This is a genomic window from Microbacterium sulfonylureivorans (assembly GCF_003999995.1).
Taxonomy (GTDB): domain Bacteria; phylum Actinomycetota; class Actinomycetes; order Actinomycetales; family Microbacteriaceae; genus Microbacterium; species Microbacterium sulfonylureivorans.
In genome coordinates this window covers 381,426-398,616 of the sequence record NZ_RJAD01000003.1, presented here as the reverse complement: position 1 = coordinate 398,616, position 17,191 = coordinate 381,426, and the positions used below count along the sequence as shown (strand labels likewise).

The 17,191-nt window shown below is 70.4% G+C and carries 19 protein-coding genes; 10 read left to right on the top strand and 9 right to left on the bottom strand.

Annotated elements, in window-relative coordinates:
* Window positions 1-87: 87 nt before the first annotated feature.
* The 4 genes from EER34_RS15335 (at window position 88) to EER34_RS15320 (ending at window position 2,764) form a co-directional block, all read left to right on the top strand.
* Window positions 88-435 (top strand): helix-turn-helix transcriptional regulator, encoded by a 348-nt coding sequence (locus EER34_RS15335; protein ID WP_127476483.1) that lies wholly within the window; start codon window positions 88-90, stop codon window positions 433-435.
* A 66-nt stretch (window positions 436-501) separates the two neighbouring features.
* On the top strand, window positions 502-909 hold the full coding sequence (locus EER34_RS15330; protein ID WP_127476260.1) for a VOC family protein: 408 nt from the start codon (window positions 502-504) through the stop codon (window positions 907-909).
* A gap of 174 nt (window positions 910-1,083) precedes the next feature.
* The gene (locus tag EER34_RS15325; protein ID WP_127476259.1) at window positions 1,084-1,722 is read left to right on the top strand and encodes a DNA-directed RNA polymerase subunit beta; all 639 of its coding nucleotides are present in this window, start codon (window positions 1,084-1,086) and stop codon (window positions 1,720-1,722) included.
* A gap of 154 nt (window positions 1,723-1,876) precedes the next feature.
* Complete coding sequence (locus EER34_RS15320) at window positions 1,877-2,764, top strand: aminodeoxychorismate lyase (RefSeq protein ID WP_127476257.1); 888 nt, start codon at window positions 1,877-1,879, stop codon at window positions 2,762-2,764.
* On the opposite strand, the gene EER34_RS15315 is transcribed toward EER34_RS15320, so the two are convergent.
* Window positions 2,765-3,217, bottom strand: a complete 453-nt coding sequence (locus EER34_RS15315) for a DUF2867 domain-containing protein (RefSeq protein ID WP_127476255.1) — start codon at window positions 3,215-3,217, stop codon at window positions 2,765-2,767. It abuts the gene before it with no gap.
* 89 nt (window positions 3,218-3,306) lie between these two features.
* Between EER34_RS15315 and EER34_RS15310 the strand changes: the two genes are divergently transcribed.
* Window positions 3,307-3,870, top strand: coding sequence for a TetR/AcrR family transcriptional regulator (locus EER34_RS15310; protein WP_127476254.1), 564 nt, complete (start codon window positions 3,307-3,309; stop codon window positions 3,868-3,870).
* Window positions 3,871-3,897: 27 nt separating this feature from the next.
* On the opposite strand, the gene pstB is transcribed toward EER34_RS15310, so the two are convergent.
* The 7 genes from pstB to EER34_RS15275 form a co-directional block, all read right to left on the bottom strand.
* Window positions 3,898-4,677, bottom strand: a complete 780-nt coding sequence (gene pstB, locus EER34_RS15305; RefSeq protein WP_127476252.1) for a phosphate ABC transporter ATP-binding protein PstB — start codon at window positions 4,675-4,677, stop codon at window positions 3,898-3,900.
* Window positions 4,678-4,715: 38 nt separating this feature from the next.
* Complete coding sequence (gene pstA / locus EER34_RS15300) at window positions 4,716-5,822, bottom strand: phosphate ABC transporter permease PstA (protein WP_127476251.1); 1,107 nt, start codon at window positions 5,820-5,822, stop codon at window positions 4,716-4,718.
* A gap of 1 nt (window position 5,823) precedes the next feature.
* Window positions 5,824-6,774, bottom strand: coding sequence for a phosphate ABC transporter permease subunit PstC (pstC, locus tag EER34_RS15295; protein WP_127476249.1), 951 nt, complete (start codon window positions 6,772-6,774; stop codon window positions 5,824-5,826).
* Between the two features lie 75 nt (window positions 6,775-6,849).
* The gene (gene pstS, locus EER34_RS15290; RefSeq protein ID WP_127476247.1) at window positions 6,850-7,962 is read right to left on the bottom strand and encodes a phosphate ABC transporter substrate-binding protein PstS; all 1,113 of its coding nucleotides are present in this window, start codon (window positions 7,960-7,962) and stop codon (window positions 6,850-6,852) included.
* Between the two features lie 202 nt (window positions 7,963-8,164).
* On the bottom strand, window positions 8,165-9,103 hold the full coding sequence (locus EER34_RS15285; RefSeq protein ID WP_127476246.1) for an NUDIX hydrolase: 939 nt from the start codon (window positions 9,101-9,103) through the stop codon (window positions 8,165-8,167).
* A complete protein-coding gene (locus EER34_RS15280) occupies window positions 9,100-11,262 on the bottom strand; it encodes an RNA degradosome polyphosphate kinase (protein ID WP_127476244.1) in 2,163 nt (720 codons plus the stop codon). Before EER34_RS15280 ends, EER34_RS15285 begins: the two co-directional genes overlap by 4 nt.
* Before the next feature lie 71 nt (window positions 11,263-11,333).
* The gene (locus EER34_RS15275) at window positions 11,334-12,032 is read right to left on the bottom strand and encodes a winged helix-turn-helix domain-containing protein (protein WP_127476242.1); all 699 of its coding nucleotides are present in this window, start codon (window positions 12,030-12,032) and stop codon (window positions 11,334-11,336) included.
* Between the two features lie 138 nt (window positions 12,033-12,170).
* Between EER34_RS15275 and EER34_RS15270 the strand changes: the two genes are divergently transcribed.
* The 4 genes from EER34_RS15270 to EER34_RS15255 all read left to right on the top strand — a co-directional run bounded on the left by EER34_RS15270 (window position 12,171) and on the right by EER34_RS15255 (window position 15,461).
* A complete protein-coding gene (locus EER34_RS15270; protein ID WP_127476240.1) occupies window positions 12,171-12,461 on the top strand; it encodes a hypothetical protein in 291 nt (96 codons plus the stop codon).
* A gap of 168 nt (window positions 12,462-12,629) precedes the next feature.
* A complete protein-coding gene (locus EER34_RS15265) occupies window positions 12,630-13,226 on the top strand; it encodes a nitrobindin family protein (RefSeq protein WP_127476238.1) in 597 nt (198 codons plus the stop codon).
* Entirely contained in the window at window positions 13,226-14,332 is a 1,107-nt protein-coding gene (gene ygfZ, locus EER34_RS15260; protein ID WP_127476236.1) for a CAF17-like 4Fe-4S cluster assembly/insertion protein YgfZ, read from the top strand. Before EER34_RS15265 ends, ygfZ begins: the two co-directional genes overlap by 1 nt.
* 28 nt (window positions 14,333-14,360) lie before the next feature.
* Complete coding sequence (locus EER34_RS15255) at window positions 14,361-15,461, top strand: FUSC family protein (RefSeq protein ID WP_240642412.1); 1,101 nt, start codon at window positions 14,361-14,363, stop codon at window positions 15,459-15,461.
* A gap of 27 nt (window positions 15,462-15,488) precedes the next feature.
* On the opposite strand, the gene EER34_RS15250 is transcribed toward EER34_RS15255, so the two are convergent.
* On the bottom strand, window positions 15,489-16,352 hold the full coding sequence (locus EER34_RS15250) for a class I SAM-dependent methyltransferase (protein WP_127476234.1): 864 nt from the start codon (window positions 16,350-16,352) through the stop codon (window positions 15,489-15,491).
* A 64-nt stretch (window positions 16,353-16,416) separates the two neighbouring features.
* On the opposite strand from EER34_RS15250, the gene EER34_RS15245 reads away from it, so the two are divergent.
* Window positions 16,417-17,166: a phosphoglyceromutase gene (locus tag EER34_RS15245; RefSeq protein WP_127476232.1), complete on the top strand. Its 750-nt coding sequence runs from the start codon at window positions 16,417-16,419 to the stop codon at window positions 17,164-17,166.
* The last annotated feature ends 25 nt before the right edge of the window (window positions 17,167-17,191 follow it).

Below are 17,191 nucleotides of genomic sequence, written 5' to 3'. Positions count from 1 at the left end.
GTCGGACGATCCCGGTACCGTGAAGGGGTGGCCGCCGCTCCGCAGACCCCGCAGACCCTCGCGCACCTCCGCCGTGCCCGCGACCTGATGGACCGCGACTACGCCGAGCCGCTCGACGTGCCCACGATGGCGGCGAAGGCGCTCATGTCGCCCGCGCACTTCTCACGCGAGTTCAAGGCGGCCTACGGCGAGACGCCCTACTCGTACCTCATGACGCGCCGCATCGAGCGGGCGATGGCGCTGCTGCGGTCGGGCACGTCGGTGACGGATGCCTGCACCGCCGTCGGTGCGACCTCGCTCGGTTCGTTCAGCTCGACGTTCACCGAGATCGTCGGCGAGACGCCGAGCGCGTACCGCAGCCGCCCGCACGACGCCGCGGAGGTCATGCCGCTGTGCGTCGCGAAGATCCTCACGCGTCCGACGCGCTACGCCTGACCGGCGCCGACGACCGAGCAGGATCGGAGAAGCGCGGCGCGTCCGGCCTGTTCTAGCGTGGCATCCATGACCACCACCGCACTCGCATACTGCCCCATCACCGTCGACGACGTGGAAGCAGCGATCCCGTTCTACCGAGACGGGCTCGGACTCGAGATCGTCAACGACGTCTCCTATGACGGCAACCGCTGGTTGAGCTTCGGCTTCTCGGGCCAGGAGGGACTCGCCGTCGTCCTCTCCGACCCGGCGGCCGGCCGCTCGCCCGAGGACGCCGATGCGCTGCAGCGGCTCGTCGTCAAGGGCTCGGGTCCCGGTCCGTATGTCTTCACCACCAGCGACATCGACGCGACCTTCGAGCGACTGCGCGCCTCGGGCGCCGAGGTGCTGCAGGAGCCGATCGAGCAGTCTTGGGGACCGCGCGACTGCGCCTTCCGCGACCCCGCGGGCAACCACATCCGCATCAACCAGGCCTGACCCAGAACGCCGTCTGCTCATGTGCCTGCCCTGGGAAGCCGCTGCGCGCCTCGCTGCGGCAGAGGCCGCGGCCGACGCGGCCGAGCGAGCGGATGCCCGTCACATCGCCGTGCGAAGCCATCCGGTCGTCTCCAACCGGCCTCCGGTCGAGCCGCTGCCGGTACCCTGGACCGGGTGAGCGACGAGTCCAGGGACTTCCACAAGCCCGTCAAGCGCCCCGCCGAGCTCTTCGATCGGCGGTTCGCCGCCGAAGACCCCGCGGAGGTCTCGCGGGTCGCGCATTCGACTGCGCACGCCCTCCTCGCACGCGTGCGCGAAGACCCCGACGGGCAGGTCGTCGACCGGCTTGTCGCGTTCACCGACGCGCACGGCATCGACGACATCGCCGAGCTGTGGTCGCGATCGCCGGCGAAGTCGCTGCCGGGGGCGCTCTGGCGCCTCTACCTGCTGCAGCTCATGATCCACGACGACGCGCGCACAGCCGCACTGCTGTACGAGCGAGGCCGCGCAGAGCTCGCCTCGGCGGACGTCGTCGTCGCGGGTGCGCCGTCGCCGGCCGGCCCGGACGAGCTGGTGGCCCTCATCGACCAGATCCTGCGAGGTCTCTTCGAGGGCGACTTCGCGGTCGCACTCGACCGGGCCGCGGCGTTCTGCCGGGTGCAGGCGTCGGGAGCGACCCACCTCGCCGACGACTACGACCGGACCGAGCCCGACCGAGCCTCGACCTTCACCACACGCGCACTGCGACTTTCGGACTACGCGGTCGACCTCGCCGCCTGCGCGGCCCTGTGGCGGCGCGAGGCGCTCACCTGAGGCCTCCGGGACGTAAGTGCCGGGCCGCAGAACGCCTCTCGGCGCGAGGCCGCTCGCGGCGGCAGAAGATGGAGCCCGGGGTTACTGCGGCCCGGCCGATCCAGTGTAACCGAGGCGACGTCTTCGGCATTCCCGACACCGTAGGCTCGGGGGCATGGCCTGGCGTTTCGCGCTCGTGATCGACCCCGCGGCATCCGACGATCCCCGCACCGACTTCGCGGAGACGTTCCGCGTCATCGACGCGTCCGCGCCCGCGCTCAGCGTGGGCGAGCTCAGCACCCAGCGCGGCGACGGCATCTTCGAGTCCGTCGGCGTCGTCGACGGACACGCGCAGGAGCTCATCGCCCACCTCGACCGGCTCGCGCACTCGGCGGCGCTGTGCGATCTGCCGGTGCCGCATCGCGAGCAGTGGCGCCAGGCCGTCGAGGTCGCTGCGGCGCACTGCCCGGCGGACGGCGAGGGAGTGATCAAGCTGGTGCTCAGCCGCGGCATCGAGCACGGCCCCACGCCGACGGCCTGGGTGACGGCGGCGGCTGCCGCCGACAACAGCGGTGTGCGCGAGCACGGCATCCGCGTGGTGACGCTCGACCGCGGATACGCGATCGACACGCCGGCGCGAGCCCCGTGGCTGCTCCTCGGCGCCAAGACGCTGTCGTACGCCGTCAACATGGCCGCGATCCGCGAGGCCAAGCGTCGCGGCGCCGATGACGCGATCTTCGTCTCGTCCGACGGCTTCGTGCTCGAAGCGCCGACCGCATCGCTCGTCCTGCGCCAGGGCGATCGCTTCGTCACCCCCGCCCCCAACGGCGGCATCCTCCACGGCACCACGCAGCTGAGCCTGTTCGAGCACCTCGCCGACCTCGGGCACGAGACGGCGTACGAGACGATCCCGGTGAGCGCGCTGGCGACGGCGGATGCCGCGTGGCTGCTGTCCAGCGTGCGACTGGCCGTGCCCGTGACCGCGATCGACGGCGCCGAGCTGCCGGTCGACGGCGAGCTGACGGCGTCCTTCAACCGGTACCTGCTGAGCCCGCGCGCCTGATCAGCGCGTCACCCCCGACAGCTCGCGCCGGGCGCGCGAGAGCATCCCGCGCATCAGCAGGGCGAGCGAGAGGCGCAGCGGCAGCGACCAGAGGCGTCCTCCGCGCCCCTTGAACCGCATCGCGGTGACCACGCGGACGAGGGCGCGCTCCTCGTCCACTCCGATGCCGACGCGGACGTCGACGCCGCGCGCGTCGACGGCGACGAGTGCCTCCTCACCCTCGACGCGACGCACCGCGAACGTCTCGCAGCGCGGTGCACGTCTACCGAGGAGGGACCGCAGCGCCAGCACGCCGGCGAGCCAACGGGGCAGCGCCGAGCTCGAGAACAGATTGCGCGCCCACGCCGCAGGGTCGGCGGTGGCATGGGCGGGGAGGACATCGAGCCAGACCTGCGTGTAGTCGGGGTCGACGATGTCTGCGAGTGCGAGCGACCAGAAGCCCGGCTGTCTCATCGGATCTCCACTTCGACGGGTCCCCAGCGAACCCATCACATACGCACCCGTATGGATGCGTGAGCGAGACTATACGGTACGGTACGGACATGGCAAGGCTGACCCGCGACGACTGGATCTCCGCCGCCTACGAGTGCTTCAGCGCCGACGGGATCACCGCCGTCGCCGTCGAGCCCGTTGCTCGCTCCGTCGGCGCCACCAAAGGCTCGTTCTACTGGCACTTCACCGATCGCCGGGCGCTCGTGGACGCGGTGCTCAAGCGGTGGAGCGACCTCGAGACCGAGCGCCTGATCGCGCAGGTGGAGAGGATCGAGCCGCCCCAGGCGCGGCTCGCCGGACTCCTCGAGCTCATCGCGCACCGCACCGGCGAGCGGTCGGGAGAGCGCACGCTCTACGCCGACGCCACGAGCGAACCGGTGCGCTCCATGGTGGCGGCGGTCACCGAGCGGCGCGTGTCGTACCTCGCGTCGCTGCTCGTCGCAGCAGGGGTCGGCCCGGACGAAGCGCGGCGCCGCGCGGTGGTCATCGTGTCCGCCGTCATCGGCTACCAGCAGCTCGTCTCGAGCGGGTGGGATGCCGCAGCCGACCCGCGCACGCTGGTCGAGACACTCCGCGGACTCGCCGCCGGGAACGACGAAGGCCGCCGCCCCTGAGGGCGACGGCCTTCGTGAACGGCAGGATCAGCCGAAGCGTCCGGAGACGTAGTCCTCGGTGGCCTGGACGGACGGCGTGGTGAAGATCGACTTGGTCTCGTCGTACTCGATGAGCTTGCCGGGCTTGCCGGTGCCGGCGATGTTGAAGAACGCCGTCTTGTCACTCACGCGAGATGCCTGCTGCATGTTGTGGGTGACGATGACGACCGTGTAGTCGTTCTTCAGTTCGCCGATGAGCTCCTCGATCGCGTACGTCGAGATCGGGTCGAGGGCGGAGCACGGCTCGTCCATGAGGATGACCTCGGGCGACACGGCGATCGCGCGGGCGATGCACAGTCGCTGCTGCTGACCGCCCGAAAGGCCCGAGCCGGGCTTGTCGAGGCGGTCCTTGACCTCGTTCCACAGGTTGGCGCCCTTGAGCGACTTCTCGACGAGGGCGTCGGCGTCGGACTTGGAGATGCGCTTGTTGTTGAGCTTGACGCCCGCCAGCACGTTCTCCTTGATCGACATCGTCGGGAACGGGTTGGGGCGCTGGAAGACCATGCCCACCTGGCGGCGCACGAGCACCGGGTCGACGTTGGCGCCGTAGAGGTCGTCGCCGTCGAGCAGGACCTCGCCTTCGACGCGCGCGCCGGGGATGACCTCGTGCATGCGGTTGAGCGTGCGCAGGAAGGTGGACTTGCCGCAGCCCGACGGGCCGATGAACGCCGTCACGCTGCGCGGCTCGATCTCGAGCGAGACGCCCTCGACGGCCAGGAAGTCGCCGTAGTAGACGTTGAGATCGTTGACTTCGATGCTCTTGGACACGATTCCTCTGATTTCGATTCGGGAAGAAGGGCGGCGCGTCAGCGGCCGAGCTTGGGGGAGAAGATCTTCGCGACGAGGCGCGCGATCAGGTTGAGCGCCATGACGATCACGATCAGGATGAGCGCACCCGCCCACGCGCGATCGTGGTACGCCTGAACCGGGATGCCCGCGTTCATGTACTGCGTGTACACGAAGACCGGCAGTGTCATCATGCGCCCATCGAACAGGTTGTAGTTCATCGAGGTCGCCACGCCGGCGGTGAGCAGCAGCGGGGCCGTCTCGCCGATGACGCGCGAGATCGAGAGCATGACGCCCGTGGTGATGCCGGCGATCGACGTCGGAAGCACGACCTTGGAGATGGTCAGCCACTTCGGCACGCCGAGCGCGTACGACGCCTCGCGCAGCTCGTTGGGGACGAGCCGCAGCATCTCCTCGCTCGAACGCACGACGACAGGGATCATCAGCACGGAGAGCGCGATCGACCCCATGATGCCCATGCGGATGCCGGGGCCGAAGAACAGCGCGAACAGGGCATAGGCGAAGAGACCGGCGACGATCGACGGGATGCCCGTCATGACGTCGACCAGGAAGGTGATCCCGTTGGCCAGCCGCTTGCCGGCGCCGTACTCGACGAGGTAGATCGCGGTGAAGATGCCGATGGGGATGGAGATGACGGCGGCCGCGAGGGTGATGAGCAGGGTGCCGATGATGGCGTGCAGCGCGCCGCCGCCCTCGCCGACCACGTTGCGCATCGAGCTCGTGAAGAATTCGGCGTTGATGCCGGCGATGCCGTTGACGAGGACCGTCCATGCCACCGATACGAGCGGGACCATGGCGATCGCGAAGGCGACCGTGACGACGCCGGTGACGAGGCGGTCGATGCCCTTGCGCCGCCCCTCGACCATCGAGGAGATCCCGGTGATCAGGAGCAGGTAGAGCAGCGCCGTGACGACGCCCCAGCCGGCGAGGTTGAAGCCCTCGCCGGCGGCCATCGCGATGATGCCGAACACGAGCGCGCTGGAGACGGCGCTCGCGACGAGGGTGCCCCACGGCGCCCACTTCGGCAGGTGGCCGCTGGTGAGGCGCTGGTGCTCACGGACAGTGGGCGGCGGTGGCGCCTGGGTGGGAGCGGTAACGGTGGTCATGTCAGTTGGCTCCCGAGAATTCCTTGCGGCGGCTGACGATCCAGCGGGCGATCGCGTTCACGGCGAAGGTGACGATGAAGAGGATGAGGCCCGTCGCGATCAGCACGTTGATGTTCGTGCCGTACGCCTCGGGGAACGAGAGGGCGATGTTCGCCGGGATCGTGTTCGGGTTCTCGGCGGTGAAGAGCTGGAGGGTGATGACGCCTGTGGCCGAGAGCACCATGGCGACCGCCATCGTCTCGCCGAGGGCGCGACCGAGGCCCAGCATGGAGGCCGAGACGATCCCGCTGCGGCCGAAGGGGAAGACGGCCATCCGGATCATCTCCCAGCGCGTCGCGCCGAGGGCGAGGGCCGCTTCCTCGTGGAGCACAGGGGTCTGCAGGAAGATCTCGCGGCAGATGGCGGTGATGATCGGGACGACCATGACCGCGAGGACGATGGCGGCCGTGAAGATCGTGCGCCCGGTGGCCGAGACCGTGCCGCCGAACAGCGGGAACCAGCCCATGTTGGCGTTGAGCCAGGTGTAGACGGGCTGCACCGCGGGCGCGAGGACGATGATGCCCCACAGGCCGAACACGACGGAGGGGACCGCGGCGAGGAGATCGACGACGTAGCCGAGGCTCTGCGCGAGCCGGCGCGGTGCGTAGTGCGAGATGAAGAGAGCGACCGACACGGCGAGCGGCACGGCCATGAGCAGCGCGAGGAACGAGGCCCACACGGTGCCGAAGGCGAGTGGCCAGACGTAAGCCCAGAAGTTGCTCGTCAGGATCGACGCGGTCTCGTTCGTGGCGGTGAGACCGGGGACCGACTGCACGATGAGGAAGATCGCGACGGCGGCGAGCGTCACGAGGATCATCGAACCCGCGGCCAGCGCGGTGCCCGAGAACCAGCGGTCGCCCGGTCGCTGCTTGACCTTGGCTGCCGGGGCTGCCGGAGCGGTGGTCGTCGTCATGGTGTCCTTCTGGTTCGGGTCGATATCAGGGCGAGACCCGGCCCGGCGCTGAAGCCGGACCGGGTCTCAATGGTCCTACTCCGTGACGATCGTGTCGATCGCCGCGTTGATCTGCTCGCGCAGCGCGTCCGAGATGGGTGCGCTGCCGGCGGCGGCGGCCGCCGCATCCTGACCCTCGGGGCTCGCGACGTACTGCAGGTAGCCCTTGACGAGCGGCGCGTTGGCCGGGTCGGCGTACTCCTGGCACGCGATCATGTAGCTGACGAGCACGATCGGGTACACGCCGGCCTCTTCCGAGGTGCGGTCGAGGCTGATCGCGAGGTCGCCTTCGGAGCGGCCCTCCTCGAACGGGGAGGCATCCACGATGGCGGCTGCGGCCTCGGGCGAGTAGCTGACGAACTCGTCGCCGACCTTGATGGATGCGGTCGACAGGCCCTCTTCAGCGGCGCGCGACGCATCGGCGTAGCCGATGGTGCCGTTGCCGCCGGCGACGGCAGAGACGACGCCCGAGGTGCCCTGGGCGGCCTCGCCGGAGCTCAGCGGCCACACGCCGTCGGGCTCGGAGGTCCACGCGTCGGGCGCGGCCTGGAAGAGGTAGTCGGTGAAGTTCTCGGTCGTGCCCGAGTCGTCGGCGCGGTGCACCGGCGTCACAGCGAGATCGGGAAGCTCGACACCCTCGTTCAGCGCGGCGATCGCCGGGTCGTTCCAGTTGGTGATCGTGCCCGCGAAGAGACCAGCGGTCGTCGCGGCGTCGAGGTTCAGCGTGTCGACGCCCTCGACGTTGAAGATCACGGCGATCGGGGAGATGTAGGTCGGGACCTCGATGATGCCGGAGCCCTCGACGCAGCCGTCGAACGGACCGGCCTCGAGTTCTTCGACGGTGAACGCGCGGTCCGAGCCCGCGAACGGGAAGGCGCCGGCCTGGAAGGACTCACGGCCCGCGCCGGAACCGGCGGGGTCGTAGGTCACGTCGACCTCGGGGTTGGCGGTCTGGAAACCGGCGGTCCATGCGGAGACGGCGACTTCCTGCGCCGAGGACCCGCCACCGGCGATCGCGCCGGAGAGGTCGGAGACGGGCGCCTCGCCGGTCGGGTCGCCCGCGGGCGTCTCGTTCGATGCGCAGCCGGCGAGGGCGAGGGCCGCGATAGCGGCGACAGCGCCCACCTGGGCGATGCGGGAGATCTTCACTGTGTGAATCCTTCACGTGTTCAGGGAAATGAGGCCCGGGGTGGGGGCTTCGGGTGATGGCCCGGTGCAGGGCTCGCACTGAAACGTAGGCGCGGACTCTTAAGAGAGTGCGCTCGGATGGTGAACGGAAGGTGAACGGGATGCCGACATCCATGCGAGCGGATGGACGTCCGTTCACCGGGGCCGCGGCGACCGCTCGCGGTCAGATCTTCGGGGCGTGCGTCTCGATCGCGACGATGCCCGAGCCGGGGTTGTCGACCGAGAGGTGCACGACCGAGAACGCCGCCGGCTCGAGCGCTGAGGCGCTGCCGAGGTACGACCCGCGGAGCGTCCCCGTCGCCAGGGCGATCTCGGTGAGGATCTCCGGCAGCACCGGGCCGTGGCTGCAGAGCACGGCGGGCTTGCGGGCGCGGACGCGCTGTCCGATGACGGTGCGCGCGTCGGAGGCGCCGTCCTCCCACGCGTCCTGACTGATGAGGGTCGACTTGTCGATCTTGCGGCCGAGAGCGGCCGACAGCGGTGCGATCGTCTTCACGCAGCGTGTGGCGGGGCTCGAGATGAGCTTGCGCGCGCCGAAGGCGAGGAGCGGGCCGACGATGGAGTTCGCCTGCCTGCGCCCGCGCGGAGCGAGCGGGCGCGCGGCATCCTTCCCCTCCCACTCGTCGCGGCCGAGCGCCTTGGCGTGACGCAGCGCGATGAGCGGGAAGGTGCGGAGCACTCCCTCGTCGACGAGATGCATGAAGGTCTCGAGTATCTCGACGTCGACGGGGTAGCTGAGGCGCGCGATCGCCTTCTTGGGGGTCACCCACTCGATGGCGGCGATCTCCTTGTTGGGCACGAACGCGGAAGCCCGGATCGCGGCATCCGTCGCCTCGGCCGCCCAGTAGTGCACGATCTTCTGCCGCTTGCTCGGCAGGCGGTAGCGCGAGACGCCTACGGGGACGCCCAGCGAGACCCGGATGCCCGTCTCCTCGAAGATCTCTCGCGCCGCGGTCTCGGCGAGCATCTCTCCGGGATCGACCTTGCCTTTGGGAAGCGTCACGTCGCGGTACTTCGTGCGATGGATCAGCAGCACGTGCAGCTTCTCGTCGACGATGCGCCAGACGACGCCGCCCGCGGCGTAGACGGCCGTTTCGGTCATCGCACCGCGCGTGCCCGCCGGCGGCGCTGCACGTTGGTCATGGTGCGGTCCTGCATGTCGACGAGCGGCCTTCCGTCCGCGTCCTCGTTGTGGCGCACCCATTCGCCGTCCGATCCGAGGTGCCACGACGTGGACGTGTCGCTCATCGCGAGGTCGAAGAAGTCGGCGAGCTCCTTGAGGTGTGCGGGGGCGACGACGCGCACGAGCGCCTCGACGCGCCGGTCGAGGTTGCGGTGCATCATGTCGGCGCTGCCGATGAACACCTGAGGGTCGCCGTCGTTGTGGAAGGAGAAGATGCGGGAGTGCTCGAGGTAGCGGCCCAGGATGCTGCGGACCGTGATGTTCTCGCTCATCCCCTCGACACCGGGCTTGAGCGAGCAGATGCCGCGCACCCACACCTCGACCTTCACGCCGGCCTGGCTGGCCCGGTAGAGCGCGTCGATGATCTGCTCGTCGACCATCGAGTTGACCTTGATCCGCACGTTCGCGGGCTTGCCCGCCAGCGCGTTGCGGCGCTCCTTGTCGATGAGGCGGAGGAGGCCCTTGCGCAGGTGCAGCGGTGCGACGAGCAGCCGCTTGAACTTCTTCTCGATCGCGTAGCCGCTCAGCTCGTTGAACAGGCGGGTGAGGTCGCGGCCGACCTGATCGTCGGCGGTGAACAGCCCGAAGTCCTCGTAGATGCGGCTCGTCTTGGGGTTGTAGTTGCCCGTGCCGACGTGGCTGTAGCTGCGCAGCACACCGCCCTCCTCGCGGATCACGAGCGCGAGCTTGCAGTGGGTCTTCAGTCCGACGAGACCGTAGACGACGTGCACTCCGGCCTTCTCGAGCTTGCGCGCCCACAGGATGTTGTTCGCCTCGTCGAAGCGCGCCTTGATCTCGACGAGCGCGAGCACCTGCTTGCCCGCCTCGGCGGCATCGATCAGCGCCTCGACGATCGGGCTGTCGCCCGACGTGCGGTACAGCGTCTGCTTGATGGCGAGCACGTGCGGATCCTTGGCCGCCTGCTCGAGGAATGCCTGCACGCTCGTGGCGAAGGACTCGTACGGGTGATGCACCAGCACGTCGCCCTTGCGGATGGAAGCGAAGATGTCGGGCCGCTCGTTGTTGTCGCCCGGCTGGAACGCCATCGCCGTCGTCGGCACGTGCGGCTTGAACCGCAGGTCGGGCCGGTCGATGCGCAGATCGAACAGACCTCGCAGGTCGAGCGGGCCGGGGAGGCGGTAGACCTCCTGCTCGGTGATGTCGAGCTCGCGGATCAGCAGGTCGAGGGTGACCTCGTCCATGTCGTCGGTGATCTCCAGGCGGATGGGCGGGCCGAACCGCCGGCGCAGCAGCTCCGCCTCGAGCGCCTGGATCAGGTTCTCCGACTCGTCCTCCTCGATCGCGACGTCCTCGTTCCGCGTGAGGCGGAAGGCGTGGTGGTCGAGCACCTCCATGCCGGGGAAGAGGTCGTCGAGGTGGTTGGAGATGAGGTCTTCGAGCGGCAGGTAGCGGAGGCGTCCCTCAGCCAAGGGCACCTCGACGAAGCGCGGGAGCATCGGCGGCACCTTCAGGCGCGCGAACTCCTGGCGCCCGGTGCGGGCGTTTCGGATGCGGATCGCGAGGTTGAGCGAGAGCCCCGAGATGTAGGGGAACGGGTGCGCCGGGTCGACCGCGAGGGGCATGAGCACCGGGAACACCTGTGCCTGGAAGTAGTCGTACAGCGCCGCGCGCTCGTCGGAGTCGAGCGACTCGTACGACACGACATCGATGCCGGCGTCGGCGAGTGCGGGCTTGACGAGAGTCATCCACCCTTCGGCGTGGCGCAGCTGCAGCCGGTGCGCCTCGGTGGAGATGTCGGCGAGCACCTCGGCGGGTGCGCGGCCCACGTTGGTCGGCACGGCCAGGCCGGTGACGATGCGGCGCTTGAGCCCGGCCACGCGGACCATGAAGAACTCGTCGAGGTTGCTGGCGAAGATCGCGAGGAAGTTGGCCCGCTCGAGAACCGGGATGTTGGGGTCCTCGGCCAGCTCGAGCACGCGCTGGTTGAACGCGAGCCAGCTCAGCTCCCGGTCGAGGTAGCGGTGCTCGGGCAGCTGGGCGTCCAGCTCCTCGTCCAGGTCGAAGTCATCGTCGTCCGCGTCGCCGAGCCCCGCGTCGAGCACCTCGTGTTCGATCATCCCTTCATCATTGCAGGCGCAAGTGACGAGAGTGTGAACGGGATCGCCCCCGAACACGTGGGCGGCGAGGGCTACGCGTCGGTGCGCTCGCGCGGGGAGGGCAGCTGGTCGTCCTCGTACACGTTGAAGCGATAGCCGACGTTTCGCACCGTGCCGATGAGCTGCTCGAGGTCGCCGAGCTTCGCGCGCAGGCGCCGCACGTGCACGTCGACGGTGCGCGTGCCGCCGAAGTAGTCGTAGCCCCACACCTCGCTGAGCAGCTGCTCGCGCGTGAACACACGCGAGGGGTGGGTGGCGAAGAAGTGGAGGAGCTGGAACTCCTTGTAGGTGAGGTCGAGCGGCTTGCCGTGCACCTTCGCCGAGTACGACGACTCGTCGATCGTGATGCCCGACGTCTGGATGCGCGTCGAGACCTGCTCCTTCGTCATCCGCCCGATCGCCAGGCGGATGCGGGCGTCGACCTCGGCGGGACCTGCGGCGACGAGGATGACGTCGTCGACGCCCCAGTCGGTGGAGACGGCCGTGAGACCGCCCTCGGTCACGACGAGCAGGAGGGGGGCGTCGAGGCCGGTGGTGTTGAGGATCTTGCAGAGCGACTTGGCCCCGACGAGGTCCACGCGCGCATCGACGAAGATGACGTCAGCACTCGGCGCGTTGACCAGCTGGGCGGGCTCGGCGGGGATCTGGCGCACGCGGTGGCTCAGCAGCTCGAGAGACGGCAGGACGGGGCCGCCTCCGTGCGTGGAGCTCAGAACCAGGAGCTGTGCCAAAGGATCGCCTTTCCGGCCCGAGGGGACGGGTCGTGATCCCCAGTGTAGGGCGTGGCGGAGAGCCGGTTCCGCGCTACGACATCGGGCGTCCGTGCGGGCCTCCGTGCGCGTTCGGCCGTCGTGGGGAAGAATGGGGCCGTGGTCGTCCCCGAGCTTGCTCCCCGCCGGACCTTCGGCGGCATCATCGCCGTCTGGGTGGTCGCCGCCGTCATCGGCGTGCTGGTCGGCCTGTTCGCAGGCGACGACTGGCGGGCGCAGTGGCTCGCCGTCGGACTGGGCGGATGCCTCATCCTCGCCTTCGCGGTGCAGCTCTGGTCGGGCCGCTCGCAGGGATTCACCGAGCGGGTCGCGGCGAGCGCCCTCGGCGCACTCGTGGTGATGGGCGTCATCAGCCTCGGATTCGGACTCGCCGCCATCGTCCCCGGCTAGCGCCGCCCGCCGCGAGGGCTCGGCGCCCGTCTAGACTGAGCCCATGGATCTCTTCGCGCTCGAGATGTTCTTCGTGGGTCTGCTCGGACTGGCGTCGCTCGCGATCGTCTTCGTGTCCGTGGTCGTTCTCAAGAACCTGTACCGCGGCCAGCGCTGATCGGGCGCGCGATGTTCGATCTGCCGACCGATCTCCCCGCCGATCTCGCGCCGCTGTCGTGGCTCGTCGGCGTGTGGGAGGGCACCGGTGTCATCGACTATGCCGACCACGCGTACAGCGGCGAGTTCAGCCATCGCGTGAGCTTCAGCCATGACGGCGGCGACTACCTGAACTACTCCGCCAGCGCGTGGCTGCACGGAGACGGCGACACCCGCATCCCGCTCGTGTCGGAGATGGGGTACTGGCGGCTCTCGCGTCCGGCCACCGACGCCGACGCCGGACCGGGACTCCTGCCGGCACTCGAGGCCGGACCCGCGCGCACCGCCGACGACGTCGAGCTGCTCCGCAATGCCGAGGGCGGCTTCGACATCGAGGTCGTCCTCGTGCACGCCGACGGCGTCAGCGAGCTCTACCTCGGCCAGATCAAGGGTCCGCGCATCGACATCGCGACCGACGCCGTGGTGCGCCCCGCCGGTGCGAAGACGTACGCCGCGGCCGCCCGCATGTACGGACTCGTCGACGGGCACCTGCTCTGGGCCTGGGACATGGCGGCCCTCGGCGAAGAGCTCGGCGCCCACGCCTCGGCCCGTCTCGCCCGGGCGGAATGATGGCTTCCCTGTTCTCCGCGCTGCCCGGAGCCGTCGTCGACGACGGCGGCCTGCAGCACGTCGGCAATCCCCTCGTCGAGCAGCGGGCGCTCGCCGCGGGCCAGGCCGTGGTGCCGCTCTCCGATCGGGCCGTGCTCGCGGTCCCGGGCGAGGACCGCCTGTCGTGGCTGGATTCGCTCACGTCGCAGGCACTGACGTCGCTCGCGCCCGGTGTGAGCACGGAGCTGCTCGTGCTCGACCCGCAGGGGCACGTCGAGCACGCGGCATCCGTCGTCGACGACGGCGAGACCACCTGGCTGATCGTCGACCGCGCCGATGCCGACGGCCTGCTGGCGTGGCTGCGCAGGATGCGCTTCCGGCTGCGCGTCGACCCGCGCGACGCGAGCGACGAGTACGCGGTCTTCGGCGGCACGGCCGCCGGGCTCGGCCGCGTCGAGGCCGCCCGGCCGGGGGCTGTGCCGCTCGTCTGGACCGACCCGTGGCCGCACATCGCCCCGGGTGGCTGGGGCTATGCCCCCGTCGATCCGCACCCCGGTGCCGGACGCGACTGGGCGGAGGCGCTCGTCACGCGCGACGAGGAGCGTCGGATCGCGGATGCCGCGGCCGGCGGCGACCTCGTGATCGCCGGCCTCGCCGCTGCCGATGCCCTTCGCGTCGCCGCATGGCGCCCCCGCTGGGCAGCGGATGTCGATGAGCGCGTGCTGCCGCATGAGCTCGACTGGCTGCGCACGGCGGTGCACCTGAGCAAGGGCTGCTATCGCGGCCAGGAGACCGTGGCCAAGGTGCACAACCTCGGCCACCCGCCCCGGCGTCTGGTCGCGCTCCAGCTCGACGGCAGCGGCAGCGTCCTCCCCGGGCGCGGCGCCGTCGTCCGCGTCGGCGACGATGCCGTCGGCGCCGTCACCTCGGCCGCGCTCCACTTCGAGGACGGGCCGATCGCACTCGCGATCGTGCGCCGCTCGACGCCGGTGGACGCGACGCTCCTGGTCGACACCGAGGACGGCCCGATCACCGCCGCGCAGGAGGTCATCGTGCCGCCGGAGGCCGGCGCGACGGCGAACGTGCCGCGGCTCACGAGGCTCTCGCGCAGGGCTCCCGCGAAGTGAGTCTGCGCCGGCGGAGCGGAGCGTCCGGGTGACCGGGCCGCCGACCACGACGGCGATCCCCACCGGCTGGCGCACGCGCTTCGATCCGCGACCGGCTCTGGTGCGAGTCCGCGACTCGGGCATCCCGATCGTGCAGATCGTCGTGGCCGCGACCGGCTCCTACGCCTTCGCCCATTACGTGCTCGGGCATCCCGCGCCGCTCCTCGCCGCCACCGTCACCGTCGGGAGCCTCGGGCTGGTGCGCGACGCGCGACCGCGCCGGGTGCTCGAGACGGTGCTCGGGATGCTCGTGGGCATCCTGGTCGCCGAGCTGCTCCTGATCGTGACGGGATCGGGCTGGTGGCAGCTCGCCCTGGCGCTGGGGCTGACGCTCGTCGTCTCCCGCTTCCTCTCGGCGCAGGCGAGCTTCGCGATCGCGGCGGCGATCCAGTCGCTGATCGTCATGGTCATCCCGGCCACGGCCCCGTTCCTGCGGCTGGTCGACGGGATCATCGGCGGCATCGCCGCGCTGCTCGTGACCGCCCTCATCCCGCGCAATCCCCTCCGTGACGCGCTCCGCGAAGGCCGGGCGGTCTTCGCGGCCGTCGACCGTACGTCGGCGGCGCTGGTGCAGGCGCTGCGGCGCGGCGACCGGCTGCGCGCCGAGCGGGGGCTCGAGAAGGCGCGGGCGCTGCAGCCGCTGCTCGACGAGTGGCGGTCGTCGCTCGAGTCCGGCCGGGCGATCGCGAAGATCTCGCCGTTCCTGCGCCGCCAGCGGTTCGACCTCGAGCGGCAGGACCGCATCCGCGAGTCGACGGAGCTGGCGACCCGCAACCTCCGCGTCGTGGCACGTCGCGTCGTCTACCTGTGCGACGACGGCACGGCGAGACCCGTGTCGGCCGATGTGCTGGCCGAGATCGTGCGCGGCGCCGGGTTCGTGTCGGACTCGCTCGACGACATCTCGCTCGAGCCGGCGGCGCGCGCGGCGCTCGTCGCGGTGGCGTCGCGCCTCGACCCCGCCGAGCTGATGCCCGACGCGTCGCTGGGCGACCAGAACCTGGTCGCGGCGATGCGCCCGCTCGTGGTGGACCTGCTCACGGCGACCGGGATGCCACCCGGCGACGCTCGCGCCGCGGTGCCGCGGATCTGACCGCGCCCGGCTCGCAGACGAGTGCGGTCAGGAACCGGGGGCGACGGCATCCCACGGCACGGTGACCTCTCCCAGCCGCCACCGGGAACGGTCGCGCAGCGGCCATCCCGATGACGCCAGCGCTCCGAGCGCGGTGCGCCAGCGCTCCACGGGTCCGAACGGCGACACGCCGGCCGCACGCTCCCACTCGGCGTCGAGGCCCGCCAGTAGGGCGTGGATGCGCTCGCCCGGCACGTTCCGGTGGATGAGCGCCTTGGGGAGCCGCTCCGCGGCGACCGACGGATGCTCCAGCCCCGCGAGTCGCAGCGAGACCGTGAGCGACCGGGGTGCGCCGTCCTCGCCGAGCGCGACCCACGTGGCGATGCGCCCGAGCTCGTCGCACGTGCCTTCCACGAGGAGTCCGCCGGGTGCGAGATGAGACGTCATCGATGCCCACGCCGCCGCGACCTCGTCCTCGTCGTACTGGCGCAGCACGTTGAAGGCCCGGATCACCGCGGGACGGCGACCGCCCGGCACGGGAACCTCGAATCCTCCGAGCGCGAACGAGACGGCGGCATCCGGCGCGAAGGAGGTTCCGCCCTCGCGGACCGCCGCGAGCTGCTCCGTCGCGCGGGCGACCCGTGTCGGATCGATCTCCAACCCGAGCACCTCGACGTCGGGACGGGTCCGGGCGAGCCGGGCGTGCAGCTCGAGTGCGGTGACGCCGCTCGCGCCGTAGCCGAGGTCCACCACCAGCGGATCGTCCGCCCGGCGGAGCGCGGGATGCCGCGCGATCCATCGGTCGATCCGCCGAAGGCGGTTGGTCCCCGTCGTGCCCCGGGTGATCCGCCCGACCCGATGGGACTCACGCCCCCGCTTCGCGGCGGCGTCGGAGGCGCGAGCGGAGCCCATGACCCCATGATGCCAGCCGTCACGAGCCGACGTCGGGGCACCCGGCGCCGATATCATTGGGCGCATGACCGCGCCCTACACGCTGATCCTCCTCCGACACGGCCAGAGCGAGTGGAACAAGACCAACCAGTTCACCGGCTGGGTCGACGTCCGCCTCACCGAGCAGGGCAAGGCCGAGGCCGCGCGCGGCGGCGAGCTGCTCGCCGAGTCCGGCCTCCTCCCCGACGTGCTCCACACCTCCCTCCTCAGTCGCGCCATCCAGACCGCCGACATCGCCCTCGACACCGCCGACCGGCTGTGGATCCCCGTCAAGCGCACGTGGCGCCTCAACGAGCGCCACTACGGGGCGCTGCAGGGCAAGGACAAGGCGCAGACGCTCGAAGAGTTCGGCGAGGAGCAGTTCATGCTGTGGCGCCGCTCGTTCGACGTGCCGCCGCCGCCGCTGCCCGCCGACGACCCGTACAGCCAGGTCGACGATCCGCGCTACGCCGGCATCGACGGCGAGGTGCCCCACACCGAGTCCCTCAAGCTCGTCATCGACCGCATGCTGCCGTACTGGCACAGCGACATCGTCCCCGACCTGAAGTCCGGCAAGACGGTGCTCGTGACGGCGCACGGCAACTCGCTGCGCGGTCTCGTCAAGCACCTCGACGGCATCAGCGACGCCGACATCGCCGAGTTGAACATCCCCACCGGCATCCCGCTCGTGTACCGGCTCGACGAGAACCTCGAGCCGCTCGGACCGGGCGAGTACCTCGACCCCGAGGCCGCGGCCGCCGGCGCCGCCGCAGTCGCCTCGCAGGGCAAGAAGTAGTCCGCTGACCACGACGAGAAGAGCG

Bases quoted from the DNA above. Each gene is read 5' to 3' on its own strand.
- EER34_RS15335 (WP_127476483.1), top strand. From the start codon at position 88: ATGGACCGCGACTACGCCGAGCCGCTCGACGTGCCCACGATGGCGGCG.
- EER34_RS15330 (WP_127476260.1), top strand. From the start codon at position 502: ATGACCACCACCGCACTCGCATACTGCCCCATCACCGTCGACGACGTG.
- EER34_RS15320 (WP_127476257.1), top strand. From the start codon at position 1,877: ATGGCCTGGCGTTTCGCGCTCGTGATCGACCCCGCGGCATCCGACGAT.
- EER34_RS15315 (WP_127476255.1), bottom strand. From the start codon at position 3,217: ATGAGACAGCCGGGCTTCTGGTCGCTCGCACTCGCAGACATCGTCGAC.
- EER34_RS15310 (WP_127476254.1), top strand. From the start codon at position 3,307: ATGGCAAGGCTGACCCGCGACGACTGGATCTCCGCCGCCTACGAGTGC.
- pstA (WP_127476251.1), bottom strand. From the start codon at position 5,822: ATGACCACCGTTACCGCTCCCACCCAGGCGCCACCGCCGCCCACTGTC.
- pstC (WP_127476249.1), bottom strand. From the start codon at position 6,774: ATGACGACGACCACCGCTCCGGCAGCCCCGGCAGCCAAGGTCAAGCAG.
- EER34_RS15285 (WP_127476246.1), bottom strand. From the start codon at position 9,103: ATGACCGAAACGGCCGTCTACGCCGCGGGCGGCGTCGTCTGGCGCATC.
- EER34_RS15280 (WP_127476244.1), bottom strand. From the start codon at position 11,262: ATGATCGAACACGAGGTGCTCGACGCGGGGCTCGGCGACGCGGACGAC.
- EER34_RS15265 (WP_127476238.1), top strand. From the start codon at position 12,630: ATGTTCGATCTGCCGACCGATCTCCCCGCCGATCTCGCGCCGCTGTCG.
- ygfZ (WP_127476236.1), top strand. From the start codon at position 13,226: ATGGCTTCCCTGTTCTCCGCGCTGCCCGGAGCCGTCGTCGACGACGGC.
- EER34_RS15250 (WP_127476234.1), bottom strand. From the start codon at position 16,352: ATGGGCTCCGCTCGCGCCTCCGACGCCGCCGCGAAGCGGGGGCGTGAG.
- EER34_RS15245 (WP_127476232.1), top strand. From the start codon at position 16,417: ATGACCGCGCCCTACACGCTGATCCTCCTCCGACACGGCCAGAGCGAG.